General features: G+C 62.1%; 13 protein-coding genes and 1 tRNA gene. 9 read left to right on the top strand and 5 right to left on the bottom strand.

Features of this window, described 5'->3' with window-relative positions; translation table 11 throughout:
• Positions 1–20: 20 nt before the first annotated feature.
• A tRNA-Leu gene (locus tag AS9A_RS00190) sits at positions 21–107 on the bottom strand.
• A 254-nt stretch (positions 108–361) separates the two neighbouring features.
• Here AS9A_RS00190 and AS9A_RS24755 point away from each other — a divergent pair.
• The 7 genes from AS9A_RS24755 (at position 362) to pknB (ending at position 9,633) form a co-directional block, all read left to right on the top strand.
• Positions 362–1,399, top strand: coding sequence for a DUF3662 and FHA domain-containing protein (locus AS9A_RS24755; RefSeq protein ID WP_013804849.1), 1,038 nt, complete (start codon positions 362–364; stop codon positions 1,397–1,399).
• Positions 1,400–1,493: 94 nt separating this feature from the next.
• A complete protein-coding gene (locus AS9A_RS00180; RefSeq protein ID WP_013804848.1) occupies positions 1,494–1,958 on the top strand; it encodes an FHA domain-containing protein FhaB/FipA in 465 nt (154 codons plus the stop codon).
• Positions 1,955–3,358, top strand: a complete 1,404-nt coding sequence (locus tag AS9A_RS00175) for a PP2C family protein-serine/threonine phosphatase (protein WP_013804847.1) — start codon at positions 1,955–1,957, stop codon at positions 3,356–3,358. The genes AS9A_RS00180 and AS9A_RS00175 overlap by 4 nt, the downstream gene beginning before the upstream one ends.
• Positions 3,358–4,809, top strand: coding sequence for an FtsW/RodA/SpoVE family cell cycle protein (locus AS9A_RS00170; protein ID WP_013804846.1), 1,452 nt, complete (start codon positions 3,358–3,360; stop codon positions 4,807–4,809). Before AS9A_RS00175 ends, AS9A_RS00170 begins: the two co-directional genes overlap by 1 nt.
• Positions 4,806–6,284, top strand: a complete 1,479-nt coding sequence (locus AS9A_RS00165) for a peptidoglycan D,D-transpeptidase FtsI family protein (protein WP_013804845.1) — start codon at positions 4,806–4,808, stop codon at positions 6,282–6,284. The genes AS9A_RS00170 and AS9A_RS00165 overlap by 4 nt, the downstream gene beginning before the upstream one ends.
• 2 nt (positions 6,285–6,286) lie before the next feature.
• A complete protein-coding gene (locus AS9A_RS00160; RefSeq protein WP_013804844.1) occupies positions 6,287–7,756 on the top strand; it encodes a serine/threonine-protein kinase in 1,470 nt (489 codons plus the stop codon).
• Positions 7,753–9,633 carry a Stk1 family PASTA domain-containing Ser/Thr kinase gene (pknB, locus tag AS9A_RS00155; protein WP_013804843.1) on the top strand — a complete coding sequence of 627 codons (1,881 nt, stop codon included), beginning with the start codon at positions 7,753–7,755 and terminating at the stop codon, positions 9,631–9,633. Before AS9A_RS00160 ends, pknB begins: the two co-directional genes overlap by 4 nt.
• Positions 9,634–9,637: 4 nt before the next feature.
• Here pknB and AS9A_RS00150 read toward each other — a convergent pair whose 3' ends face one another.
• Positions 9,638–10,303 carry an aminodeoxychorismate/anthranilate synthase component II gene (locus AS9A_RS00150; protein ID WP_013804842.1) on the bottom strand — a complete coding sequence of 222 codons (666 nt, stop codon included), beginning with the start codon at positions 10,301–10,303 and terminating at the stop codon, positions 9,638–9,640.
• Positions 10,304–10,325: 22 nt separating this feature from the next.
• The gene (locus tag AS9A_RS00145; RefSeq protein WP_013804841.1) at positions 10,326–11,048 is read right to left on the bottom strand and encodes a DUF881 domain-containing protein; all 723 of its coding nucleotides are present in this window, start codon (positions 11,046–11,048) and stop codon (positions 10,326–10,328) included.
• 156 nt (positions 11,049–11,204) lie between these two features.
• Here AS9A_RS00145 and crgA point away from each other — a divergent pair, with 156 nt between their 5' ends.
• Positions 11,205–11,468, top strand: coding sequence for a cell division protein CrgA (gene crgA / locus AS9A_RS00140; RefSeq protein WP_013804840.1), 264 nt, complete (start codon positions 11,205–11,207; stop codon positions 11,466–11,468).
• A gap of 73 nt (positions 11,469–11,541) precedes the next feature.
• Positions 11,542–12,009 carry a PH domain-containing protein gene (locus tag AS9A_RS00135; RefSeq protein WP_041450748.1) on the top strand — a complete coding sequence of 156 codons (468 nt, stop codon included), beginning with the start codon at positions 11,542–11,544 and terminating at the stop codon, positions 12,007–12,009.
• On the opposite strand, the gene AS9A_RS00130 is transcribed toward AS9A_RS00135, so the two are convergent.
• Together AS9A_RS00130 and AS9A_RS00125 are read right to left on the bottom strand one after the other, a co-directional pair.
• Positions 12,006–12,920: a rhomboid family intramembrane serine protease gene (locus AS9A_RS00130; protein ID WP_041450747.1), complete on the bottom strand. Its 915-nt coding sequence runs from the start codon at positions 12,918–12,920 to the stop codon at positions 12,006–12,008. The two genes, AS9A_RS00135 and AS9A_RS00130, sit on opposite strands and share 4 nt — an antisense overlap.
• A 6-nt stretch (positions 12,921–12,926) precedes the next feature.
• Positions 12,927–13,466: a peptidylprolyl isomerase gene (locus AS9A_RS00125; RefSeq protein WP_013804837.1), complete on the bottom strand. Its 540-nt coding sequence runs from the start codon at positions 13,464–13,466 to the stop codon at positions 12,927–12,929.
• Between the last annotated feature and the right edge of the window lie 9 nt (positions 13,467–13,475).

Below are 13,475 nucleotides of genomic sequence, written 5' to 3'. Positions count from 1 at the left end.
GAGATCAGCTACGGCCAGCGTGGTGGGCGAGGGGGGACTTGAACCCCCACGTCCTTACGGACACTGGCACCTGAAGCCAGCGCGTCTGCCAATTCCGCCACTCGCCCGAGCGACCGGGAAACAGTAGCACGAATCACCAAGGAACGATAAACAGCAGGTCACGGGTACGCTCCGGCGTGTCACGGGTCGGCTAAGACCCGACTGCGAAAGCCCCTCCCGGGACCGATCCGCACTACCATTAACGGCAGGAGATTTCGCGACCTGGTGCCCACACGAGAATTCGTGCTCACCTGGTCGCTTTCGCCATGTCACCACGAGTGCTTGGAGCGCGGCGAAAGCAAGACGTCAGAAAGGAGGCCCCATGGGAATGCTCGACCGGTTCGAGCGAAAACTCGAAGGGGCCGTCGGGGATGCGTTCGCGCGACTGTTCCGCAGTGCTGTCGTTCCACAAGAGATCGAGTCGGCTCTTCAGCGGTCGGCTGCTGACGGGGTTCAGGAACTTGACGGGGGATACCTCCTCGCACCCAATAACTATGTGGTCACGATCGGCGCATCCGACCACGAACGACTCACAAATGACCGAGAACTAACCGAACGAGTGTTTGCGCGGCACCTTGCTGAGTTCATCACCGAACAAGGTTGGCAGACATACGCCGCAGTGCGCGTGCACTTCGACATGTCAGACGAGCTTCATACTGGGCAATTCCGTGCTTCGGGGATCATCGACCCCGACGTGGCGCCACAGTCCGGTGCTGTCTGGCCGGTCGCGGCAAGCAATCAACCGGCAAGCATTCAAGAGTCCCCCGAAGCAGATCAACAGTCAGGAGCTGGCTCTATGACCCCTCAGCGCGATGCCGTCCGCAGCATCGGTCGGCACCTGTTCGGTACCCGCCGCGGACGCAGCCACGAGGAAACTGCCTATCCGTCTGCGTACCGTTCCGGATCGAAGGGGCAGTCGGCATCTGAATCACAGGGCGAATCCGCATACTACGATCCCGATTACGGTGAGCCGATCTACGATGACCTCGATTTCGCTGAGGAGAGCTACGATCAACAGCCCGAAGCAGCGTCACCGCCCATCCACCGCCGCCCGACTCAATGGACCCGCCAAGCGTTAACAGCGGTCCTCGAACTCGGCGACGGGAGCGGCCGGAGTCTCACCATGCGGAAGGGTGCCACCGTTATCGGTCGCGGGCAGGACGCGCAGTTCCGCGTCCCCGATACGGGTGTCTCCCGACGGCACGCGGAGATCCGCTGGGACGGCCAGCTTGCGCTGCTGTCAGACCTGAAATCTACAAACGGCACAACGGTAAATGGATCCCCCATCACGGTGTGGCAGCTTGCGGATGGGGACGTTATCCGGGTAGGCCATTCCGAGATCATCGTGCGGATCAACTGAATTCGGCAGGTGTCCCACTCTCAAGGGGATTTCTGTGGACAATAGGCGGTGATCGCCACGTGGTACGGATCCACCGAAGAGGAGGTGTGCACCCATGCAGGGGTTAGTTCTGCAACTCACGCGCGGTGGGTTCCTCCTCCTGCTTGTGCTGTTCGTCTGGGCAGTGCTTCGGGTCCTGCGGGCTGATATCTACGCAGGGTCGGGGCTGCGTGTGCCGAGCCGCCAGAGCGCGGGAAAGCCCCGTCTAGGCCTCCTGTCGCGCAACAAGGTCGCGCGAACTCTGATCGTGACCCAGGGTGCGCTCGCGGGTACCCGCATCACTCTGAGCAGTCAGCCGATATTGCTGGGCAGAGCAGATGATTCAACATTGGTGCTCACCGACGACTACGCGTCCAATCGGCATGCACGAATATCCCCGAAAGGCAACGACTGGTACGTCGAAGACCTCGGATCAACCAATGGCACGTACCTCGATCGCGCAAAGGTGACTACGGCAGTGAGAGTTCCGCTCGGTACGCCCATCCGTGTGGGCAAGACTGTGATCGAGCTCCGGCCGTGACCCTGGTCCTGCGCTACGCGGCACGCAGTGACCGGGGCCTCGTCCGGGCGAACAACGAGGATTCCGTCTACGCGGGCGCTCGCCTGCTAGCTCTCGCGGACGGTATGGGCGGTCACGCGGCAGGCGAGATCGCATCCCAGCTGATGATCTCTGCGCTCGCACCGCTCGATGAAGACGAACCCGGCGGAGACCTGCTCAGCAAACTCGCGTCGGCGACACGCGCGGGAAACGAGGAGATCGCGCACCAGGTTGAGGAAGAGCCCGAACTCGAGGGCATGGGGACCACTTTGACCGCCATCTTGTTCGGGGGCACCAAGCTCGGCCTCGTACACGTCGGTGATTCCCGGGCATACCTCATGCGCAACAGCACGCTCACCCAGATCACCCGGGACGACACCTTTGTTCAGTCCCTCGTTGACCAGGGAAAGATCACCCCCGAGCAAGCCCACACGCATCCCCAGCGTTCGCTGATTATGCGCGCGCTCACGGGCAACGACGTCGAACTCACCCTGACCGTCCGCGAGGTCCGGGTCGGAGACCGTTACCTCCTTTGCTCAGATGGGCTGTCCGACGTCGTCAGCGATGAGACGATCGCAACGACCCTCCTTGAGGGAGATCAGGCACACGCCGCCGATCGGCTAATCGAGCTCGCACTGCGCAGCGGCGGACCGGATAACGTGACCGTGATCGTCGCAGACGTCATCGACGTCGATTACGGCCAAAGCAGGCCGATCGTCGCTGGCGCGGTATCGGGGGACCAGGAGGACGCTCCCCTGCCCAACACCGCGGCTGGCCGCGCAGCCGCGATGCGGCCGCCGCGCGCGAAGCCACGCCGTGTCGCGGCAGCGATCGCGCCGCCTCCGCCAAAGAAGAAGCATCCGTTCCGATGGATCGCACTCGCCTCTGTGCTTGTCCTTCTGATCGCTGGCGCCCTCGTTGCGCGAACCGTCGTACGAAGCAACTACTACGTCGGCGAGTCGGATGGCCAAGTCGCAATCATGCGTGGCCTTACCGGTTCCTTCCTGGGCATACCGCTGCAGGAGGTAAATAAGCTTGGCTGTGTCGACGACGGCGGCGGATTGACGCTACTCGATGCTGGGGAAACGCCGCCCTCAGGCGCTGACTGTTCACTACTCACCGTCAATGACCTGGTCCCCTCCGCTCGGGAACAAGTTCGCATCGGGCTGCCCGTTGGTTCCTACAACGAAGTTGAGAATCAGCTGACTCAGCTCTCCCAGAATGAACTGCTGCCGGTTTGCCAGACCCCGCGCCAGACCCCGCAGACCGAGCCTGCCGCAAACGGCGACGAAGATGGCCCCGAAACTACCGGGGACTCCAGCACCTCACCGCGAGGCAATCAGCTCCAAGTGCCTGGATTCACCTGCAGGACGAGTCGCTGATGACCCCACAGCCGCCACCCAGCTCAGCCGGCCCGTCCACGCCCCGGCCGTTCTCGCGGCTGGGGCTCACCGGTACTCGAAACTCCGAGCTGCTTCTTCTCGCCTGCGTCGCAGTGATCGTGAGTGCTGCCTTCGTGATCGTCCAGGCGAGCCTGCAACAAGCGGTGACGGCAGACTTCGCCCGGTACATGGGTGCGCTCGTGGCGCTGATCGCCATTGCACACGTCGCGATAAGGCAGTTCGTGCCTTATGCCGATCCGGTTATCCTGCCGATTGTCGCGTTGCTTAATGGGCTCGGCCTAGTGCTGGTGCACCGGCTCGACCTCGCAGAGCAAGAGGCTGCACGAACTGCTGGACGCGCGATCCCCGCGCCGGACGCCTCGAAGCAGATCCTCTGGACCGCAGTCAGCATAATGGTGTTCATCACCGTGCTGTATTTCCTCCGAGACCACCGAAAACTTGCCCGTTACAGCTACACCGTGGGACTGGTGGGGCTGGTTTTCCTCGCCATTCCTGCTTTTCTCCCAGCCAGCCTGTCGGAAGTCAATGGGGCAAAAATCTGGATCCGTCTGCCGTTTATCAGCATCCAGCCTGCCGAGTTCTCCAAGATTCTGCTGCTGATTTTCATCTGCGGCCTGCTTGTCGCCAAGCGTGACCTTTTCACCACGGCGGGCAAGCACGTCATGGGCATGGACTTTCCCCGTTTGCGCGACCTCGGGCCTATCCTCGCCGCCGCAGGTATCGCGCTGGCCATCCTCGTAATCCAGACCGACCTCGGAATGTCGCTGCTCCTGTACACAACCGTCCTGGTGCTTATGTACATCGCAACGGAACGCGTCGGCTGGATCATTATCGGTGGAGCGATCTTCTTAACCGGGGCGACTGTCGCGTACATGCTATTCGGACACGTGCGCGTCCGCGTGAACGTGTGGCGCGATCCATTCGACGACTACTTTGGCACCGGTTATCAGATCGGCCAGTCACTTTTCAGCCTTGCGACGGGAGGCCTGTTCGGGACCGGACTCGGCAGCGGACGGCCCTCGGAAGTTCCATTCGCGAAAACCGACTTCATTGTCGCCACGATCGGTGAAGAACTAGGCCTGGTCGGGCTGACAATCGTGCTACTGCTCTACTTGATTGTGATGATCCGTGGATTGCGTGCGGCGATCGCCGTCCGGGACAGCTTCGGGAAGTTGCTTGCTGCGGGATTGTCGTTCATCCTTGCCATGCAAGTGTTCGTGGTCATCGGCGGCGTGACGAAACTCATCCCGCTCACCGGTCTGACAACCCCTTTCATGTCCTACGGAGGATCGTCTCTGCTCGCGAACTACATCCTCGTGGCGATACTTCTCGTGATTTCACACGAAGCTCGTAATCCCCATGAACCCGCTCGTCGCGCCGGACCTGCTCCGATCGCGGACGCGCCGACCGCGATGGTGAAACGAACGTGAACACGTCACTTCGCCGCGTCTCAGTGGCCGTCATGGTGATGATCGTCGCGCTCATCGCCAACTCCGCGTACGTGCAGGTTTTCCGCGCCGATGATCTACGCAGCAATCCGTTCAATTCGCGCGTACTCATCGACGAGTTTTCACGCCATCGAGGGCAAATCTCGGCAGCCGGGCAGGTGCTCGCATCGTCGGTGCCCTCCGACACGCGCTTCCGTTACCAGCGTGTCTACCCAGATGACGCCACCAGCCCGCTCGCTTTCGCTCCTGTCACGGGCTTCTACTCGATGCAGTACCGATCGTTCGGGCTTGAGAACGCGGAGGATGCGCTCCTTAATGGCTCCGATGACCGCTTGTTCGGGCGCCGGCTCGTCGACCTCATCACAGGTCGCGACCCGCGCGGCGGCAACGTCGTGACCACCCTGGATCCGTTCGTCCAGCAGGTTGCCTACGACCAGCTCTCCAGCCGCGGTTACAACGGTGCCGTTGTCGCGATCACGCCTTCAACGGGTGAGATCCTCGCGATGGCGAGTACTCCAAGTTACGACCCCAACCCGCTCGCCAGCCACGACTCCGCCGTCAGCAGCGAAGCGTGGCGCGCCCTGCAGGCTGACCCCGACAATCCCCTCGTCAACCGTGCTGTGCAGAACACCTATCCACCCGGTTCGACTTTCAAAGTCGTCACCACAGCAGCCGCGCTCGCAGCAGGTGTAACACCAAACGATCAGTTCACAGCCGCATCCCAGTACACGCTGCCCGGGACGACCACGACCCTGCAGAACTACGGTGGTGCCACCTGCGGCGGCGGTTCGACCGCCACACTGCTGGAAGCCTTCCGGCTGTCCTGTAACACCGCTTTCGTCGAGATGGGCATAGAGACGGGCGCGAGTGCGCTGCGGTCAACAGCCGAAGCATTCGGTTTCGACGCCGAACAATCTCAGATCCCGCTGAACGTGGCTCCTTCGACTGTTGGTGAGATCGCCGACGACGCGTCATTGGGTCAATCCAGCATCGGGCAGCGCGACGTTGCCGTAACACCGTTGCAAAACGCGGTACTTGCCGCCACAATCGCTAACGGCGGTGTACGGATGGAGCCTCAGCTGGTTCACCAGCGGCAGGGCCCAGATCTGTCCGTGCTGGAGTCCACTGCGCCTCAAGAAGCGGGGCGGGCGGTTTCTCCGGCTGTCGCAGAAACAATCCGGCAGCTGATGGTGGCGTCAGAACAGAACACCGCCGGCGCCGGAAGTGTGCCGGGAGTGCAAATCGCGTCGAAAACGGGGACGGCCGAGCACGGGACTGACCCCCGGAACACCCCGCCGCACGCGTGGTATATCGCATTTGCGCCAGCGGAAAACCCGCAGGTGGCCGTTGCGGTGATTGTTGAGGACGGCGGCGATAGAGCGCTCGCCGCGACTGGCGGATCGGTCGCTGCGCCTATTGGCCGGGCCGTAATCCGGGCTGCATTGCAGGGGGGCTGAACGTGACGCTGAATAGCGGAACCGTCATCAAGGACCGTTACCGGCTACAGCGATTCATCGCTAGCGGCGGAATGGGTGAGGTATGGGAGGCGCTCGACACCGTTCTTGATCGCCGCGTGGCCATCAAGATTCTGAAAAGCGAACTGTCAGCCGACTCCGAGTTTCTCTCACGCTTCCGGATCGAAGCACGCACGACGGCTCAGCTGCACCACCCCAGCATCGCGAGCATCTTCGACTACGGCGAAACCAGCGATGACGCAGGGCGCTCGACGGCGTTCCTTGTCATGGAACTCATCAATGGTGAGCCGCTGAACGCCGTGATCTCACGGATGGGCAGAATTCCTGTTCCCCTAGCACTAGACATGCTCGAACAGACCGGGAACGCGCTGCAGGTCGCCCATGAGGCCGGTCTCGTCCACCGCGACGTCAAACCCGGCAATATTCTTGTCACGCCTGCAGGCCAAGTGAAGATCACCGACTTCGGCATCGCAAAAGCGATCGACGCCGCGCCGGTTACGCGCACCGGGCTCGTCATGGGCACTGCTCAGTACATCTCGCCCGAACAGGCCTCCGGGCAGAACGCAACCGCGGCAAGCGACGTGTACTCGCTTGGGGTGGTCGGTTATGAAGCGATCGCGGGCAAGCGTCCCTTCGTCGGCGAAGGCGTGCTCACCGTCGCGATGAAGCACATCCATGAGGCCCCTGCCCCTCTTCCCGACGATGTGCCCGCTGAAGTACGGACACTTATTGAGGTGGCACTGTCGAAGGATCCCGCGACTCGCTACGCCAACGGCGGCGCATTTGCGTCCGCTGTGGCGAAGGTCCGCGCGGGGAAGCAGCCGCCGGATCTCCGCGGTGCCGCTGCGGGCGCCGGTGCAGCTGCGGCTGTGGGCGCAGCATCGACGCGAGTGATGCCGCCCACCGGAGCAAACACGCGCAGCGCATCACGCGCGGCGCCCGCCGCCTACGGCTACCAGCCAGCGACTGCCGCCCACGGGTACTCGACACCCCCACCAGCGGGGCTGTCAACAGGGCAGAAAGCCGTAGCGTGGGGTGCTGCGGCGCTGCTCGTGCTCGCTCTTATCACCACCGGCATCCTCATGATGAGCCGTATCACTGACACGCGGGATCCGATTGCCCCGCCGGTGCAGACCACCGAGGTGCCGGTCCAGCCGGAGCCGGAACCGATCGTTCCCACAACACCCGAGGAAACGACACCGGAGACCACCGAGCCGGAACCGACAACACCCGAGGAAACCCCCGAGACGGACGAACCCCCGGTAACGGAACCCGACGACCCCGAGACCGTCACGGAAACGCCTGACGGGTTACTGCCACGGATCATTCCTGGCCGTGGCAACAGTGCTGGTCGCGGCCCGTCCGAACTTCCGGAGGACGTCTCCACACCCAGCGTGGACTCCGAAGCAGCGGTCGGCGAGGCAGAGGAGACGCCGGAGGAATCCGGCCCATGATTACGCCGCGGCAGTTGTCCGGCCGATACGAACTCGGCGAGACAATCGGGTTCGGCGGAATGTCTGAAGTTCATCTAGCCCGCGATCACCGTTTACAGCGTGACGTGGCAATTAAGGTTCTACGCGCTGACCTTGCCCGCGACCCAAGCTTCTATCTCCGGTTCCGACGGGAAGCGCAGAACGCGGCCGCATTGAACAACTCCACGATTGTTGCGGTTTACGACACTGGTGAAGCGCACACGGAAGCTGGGCCACTGCCCTACATCGTCATGGAGTATGTGGACGGCGATACGTTGCGCGATATCGTCCGTCTCAATGGGCCGATGACGCCGATGAAGGCGATGGAGGTTATCTCCGACGTCTGTACGGCACTCGAGTTCAGTCACTCGAAGGGGATAGTTCATCGTGACGTGAAACCGGCGAACATCATGATTTCGCGCAGCGGCGCGATCAAAGTGATGGACTTCGGGATTGCGCGCGCGATCAGCGACAGCACGAACACCATTACCCAAACCGCGACGGTAATCGGTACCGCACATTACCTGTCACCTGAGCAAGCGCGTGGCGAGAAAGTAGGCCCGCGCTCTGATATCTACTCGCTCGGCTGCGTCCTCTATGAACTGGCCACTGGTCAGCCACCATTCACTGGCGACTCCCCCGTTGCGGTGGCCTACCAGCATGTGAAGGAGGATCCGCTACCGCCGTCGCAGATCGATCCCAGGGTACCGCGTGAACTCGACGCGATCATCCTCAAAGCGATCAGCAAGAACCCCGCGAACCGCTATCAGACTGCCGCGGAAATGCAGAGCGACCTCCGCCGCGCAATCGACGGCCAGAAACCGAGTGCCCCCTCGGTGATGACCGATGAGGAGCGGACGACGATCATCGGGATCAGCTCGGTGCCCGGGGACGAGGCTCCAATGCCGACAGCGGATGTCTATCCGCGTGGCCGGCGCCTAGTTCGCCGAAGCATTTTGCTTGTTCTGCTGGTCGCGCTCCTTGCGTCTGCCGCTTTCGCTGTGACGTGGATGCGACGGGATGATGCCGTGGTGATGGTCATGGTTCCGTCGGTCGTTCGCTTGTCGTCCGCTGAGGCACAGAGCGAGTTGGGGCAACTTGGTTTCGATGTATATACAGAGTTCCGCGCGGACCTATCAGTCCCTGAAGGCAACGTCATCGGCACGGATCCGCCGTCAGGCACGCAAGTCACGCAAGGCAGCCAGGTCACTGTGCATGTGTCGACTGGCCCTGGGAGGGTGCCAGTACCCGACATTGCGCAACTCACAATGGATGAGGCGCGCGATGCGCTCGAAGATGCTGGTCTCGAGCTCGCTGAGGACATCGAACGTGTGGCGTCGTCCGCAGCGGACGCCGACCTAGTGATTCGCCAGAACCCTTCGTCCGGAGTGTCCGTAACTGTCGGTACCGCTGTGCGCGTCACCATCGGTACAGGACCTGAGCTCGTTCGCATCCCGGACGTTACTGGGCAGAATGTCGTGATTGCTGAGGCGAATCTCAGTGCCGCAGGATTTGCTGTCGATATCGACGAGATCGACTCGGACGAACCCGCCGGGACGGTGGCGACCATGTCTCCGCAGGGTGGAACGCAAGCCGTCAGCGGCAGCATCGTCACCATCCGCGTCTCAAACGGAGCACAGCTGACAATGCCCAACCTCGTAGGTCGGCGGCCGTCCGAAGCGCTGGACTTGCTGCGCTCTGCCGGGTGGACGGGCGATGGCCTCGCGGAGAGCACGCGAGCCACCCTGAACCCCGCCGAGGTTGGGCGAATCGTGTCTCAACAGCAAAGCGCCGGTTCAACAATCAGGCGGGGAGACACCATCGCCGTCGAGGTGGGTGAACTGGGCATTCCCCAGTAGGCGCTCAGTGTGTGAGCGCGGTCCCCAATGCGGCTGCCATCTCCTCTTCGAGGCGCAATACCAGTTCTTCGGCGGGCCGCTTTCCGCACATTTCCAGCCAGTTCGCGAGCATCCGGTGCCCGCCTTCTGTCAGCACCGACTCTGGGTGGAATTGCACACCGTGGATCGGGAGCTCGCGATGCCGAAGCGCCATGATGACGCCGCTATCCGTCTGCCCCGTGACCTCGAGGATGTCCGGCATGGTTTCCGGCCGAATCGACAGCGAATGGTACCGGGTCGCGGTGAACGGGTCGGGCAGGCCCGCGAGCACGCCGGTACCAGTGTGGTGCACCACCGAGGTTTTGCCGTGCAGCAACTCGGGGGCCCGGTCGACCACGCCGCCAAACACTGCACCAATCGCCTGGTGTCCGAGACATACACCCAGTAATGGCGTTGCTTCGGCTGCTGCTGCTTCGACAAAGGGCATCGTGACGCCAGCCCGCTGTGGCGTGCCCGGGCCGGGGCTCAGCAATATGCCGTCGTAGTTGCGGGCATGCTCACGCAACCGGCCGTCACCTCGTAGTTGCTCGTCGTCGTTGCGCCACACGTCAGCTTCGACCCCAAGCTGGCCCAGGTACTGCACCAAGTTGAAGACAAAGCTGTCGTAGTTGTCGACGACGAGAATTCGCATAAGGGAAGGGTACCGGGTGCAGCTAGTGAACGGGTCGCGCGTATCTCAGCGAGGGGCGGCCTTCGTACGCCGCTACCTGCAGTTCGTCCTCCGCTTCGACCTCGTACCCGAGGCCGTAGCGAGCCGCATACTGGCGGAACAGGCGCACCCCGGGTTCACTGTCCAGGGAGTCTTCCAGTTCCTCAGCGTCGCCGATGGCGGTGATGACGTACGGCGGGCTATACGCTCGCCCGTGGAGGAGAAGAGTGTTTCCGATGCAGCGTGGAGCACTCCACGTTGTGATTCTCTCGTCCTGCACCGCGATCGCAGTCGCTCCGCCCGCCCACAATGCGTTCAGCACACTTTGCAAGTCCTGCTGGTGGACGACCAGGTCGTCCGGCGACGCACCCGGAGGGTAGTTGCCATACTGGTCGCGAGGAGCATCAGTTAGTGTCACCACTAGACCCGGACCCGCAACTTCAGTCAACGCTCCGGGGCCTGCGAGCGGTTCGAGTCGATCCAGCGCTTGAGCAACACCCTGATCGGATGCTGCTTCGGACTGCGCTTCGCGCAGCTGTGCGGTCAGGGCATCACGCTGCTGCTCAACGTCACGCACTGTGCTCTCGACATCACTCACGAGATCTGACAGACGGGACGTGTGCAATTCCCGTAATTCGCCACCTTGCGACGATGCGTGGGCGCTGGCCAAGAGGAAACCGGCAGCGATGCACACTACGGGCACACCGTAACGCCAATTCTTCCTCACAACTCGTCCTGTCGATGGTGGCCCGTCGATGGTGACCTAGCTCTACCCGCTAGGTTAGCGTGTTATATAGGCCTCTATCGAGGTCTGGCTTGCCGGGTTTTACGGCTCGGTGGGTCGCTCAAACAAACTCTCTCGTGGAGAACGACCGAGGAACAGATGCCCAAGTCACGCGTTCGCAAGAAGAACGACCACTCGACCAGCCCAACCACAAGCCGCACTCCGGTGAAGGTCAAAGGCCCGTCGAGCACGCTCTATGTCTCGGTGATGCTCGGCTTCATGCTCGCAGGTTTGATCTGGCTCGTTGTGTATTACCTAGCCAGTGAGGAGATTGCGTGGCTCAATCAGCTTGGCCCGTGGAACTTCCTTATCGGTTTCGGCCTATGGATCGTCGGGCTCGTCATGACGCTGCGCTGGCGATGACAAATTACACACATGTAATTATCCCCAACTGTGGATAACCCCTGTGGATAACAGGTCTAGTTTTCCACAGGGTGTGGAAGAGCTTGAGTGGTCACCGCGGCCCGCCGCTCTCGGAGTCGCAGCGGCGGGCGGTATCACACTGTCCGCAGTCGCAGTCGTGCTGCGTGCCGAACCCGCCGGCCTCTTCCTCACCGGGCTCGCAGCGCTACTGCTCATCGGCATTGCAGTCGCGGGCTCGCTTGCCCGCCCACGCCTCGCGATCCGCAAGCCAGACGATTCCGACAATCCACTGCTCGTGTTCCGAAGCTTCCTTGGGAAACAGCACACATTGAGGGAGAGCGAGATCGAGCGGGTTCACATCGTGCGTTACCCACGATGGGGCCGACGGGTGCCGATGCTGGAAATCGAACTGGCGCCGCCCTCAGATCGGCTCATCATCTTGAGCCGATGGGACCTGGGTACTGAACCCCTTGACGTTGCGCACACGCTGGCGCGTCACGGCGTCCGAAGTGTCGACATCTCGCCTGGCGCCGAAGGCTAAATACCCCAGATCAACTCTCTCAACATGACGACCCGGATCGCGATGGTCGCGACGATGATGAGGGTGATCACGACCAACGCGACCACCCCGATGCGACTCGCCCGCTGCGCGCTCAAACGCTGGCCACCGAACAGCCGCGGTAGATAAAGCAGGGCGGCCGCCGATGCGGCACCGGCAGCGAGGCCACCGAGATGTCCCCACAGGGAAATCGCGGGGATCGTGACACTGATGAAGACGTTCAGGCCGATAATGACGAGGATGCCGGTGGGATTCTGCCGGAGCCGGGTGAGAATAACCGCGAGCGCACCAAACAACCCAAATACTGCACCACTGGCGCCCGCGGTGGCAGCGTCGATCTGCATCCACATCACCGCTGCTGAGCCGCTGAGCAGTGAGATGGCGTAGACCGCGAGGTAGCGCCACCTTCCGAGAACCAGCTCGATCTCTCGCCCCACGATGAACAGCGCGAACATGTTGACGAGCAGGTGGATCGGCCCGTAGTGGAGGAAACCGGAGCCGATGAGACGCTCATATTCGCCCGCAGCTACGTACGGGGGGAAAAGCGCGAATGACTCGAAGATTCCAGACCCGCGGTAATTCGCCGCAAGATTGCCGGACTGCATCACCGTGAGCGCGAAGATCAGGACGTTTACACCGATCAGGGCTTGCGTGACGACCGGGCGCGTGTGCTCAGTGGGCATCGGGGCTCCCGCAATAGTGCGTGCTTGCGGCGTGTTGCGGGCCGCTGCCGCGATGCAGTTCACACATTGAAAGCCAACCGGCGCTTCACGCAAACATTCGGGACAGTACGGACGGCGGCACCGTGCACACTGCAGGCCGGTAGGTCGATCGGGGTGACGCACGCACCCCGGCTGGGGCACTGGTGCTCCTCCCCAGCCGGGGTGGGACATGATGATTTACTCCGAGAGTGTGATGCTGTTTATCACCACAGGGTCGACTGGGCGATCTGCCCGATCAGTCTTGGTGGTCGCAATCGCGTCGACAACCGCGCGGCTATCGGCGTCAACAACCTCGCCGAAAATTGTGTGGCGCATGTTGAGGTGCGGCGTCTTCGTCACAGTAATGAAGAACTGTGATCCGTTGGTACCCGGGCCGGCATTAGCCATCGCGAGGAGGTAGGGCCGATCGAACTGGAGTTCCGGGTGGAATTCGTCGCCGAACTCGTAACCCGGTCCGCCACGGCCCGTGCCGGTGGGATCGCCGCCCTGGATCATGAACCCATCAATGATGCGGTGAAAAACCGCTCCATCGTAGAAGGGGCCACTCTTACTCCCGGAGGCGTTCTCGGTCTTGTATTCAGCGGAGCCGTCCGCGAGGCCAACGAAGTTGGCGACCGTTTTCGGTGCATGGTTGCCGAATAGGGAAATGTTGATGTCGCCGCGATTCGTGTGCAACGTCGCGACAGCGGTCTGATGTGGTGAAGTCACGGGTTCCATCGTGCCATC

Source organism: Hoyosella subflava DQS3-9A1, assembly GCF_000214175.1.
Lineage (GTDB): Bacteria > Actinomycetota > Actinomycetes > Mycobacteriales > Mycobacteriaceae > Hoyosella > Hoyosella subflava.
Note: the sequence above shows the minus strand (reverse complement) of the source record. Positions and strands in the feature narration are given on the sequence as shown.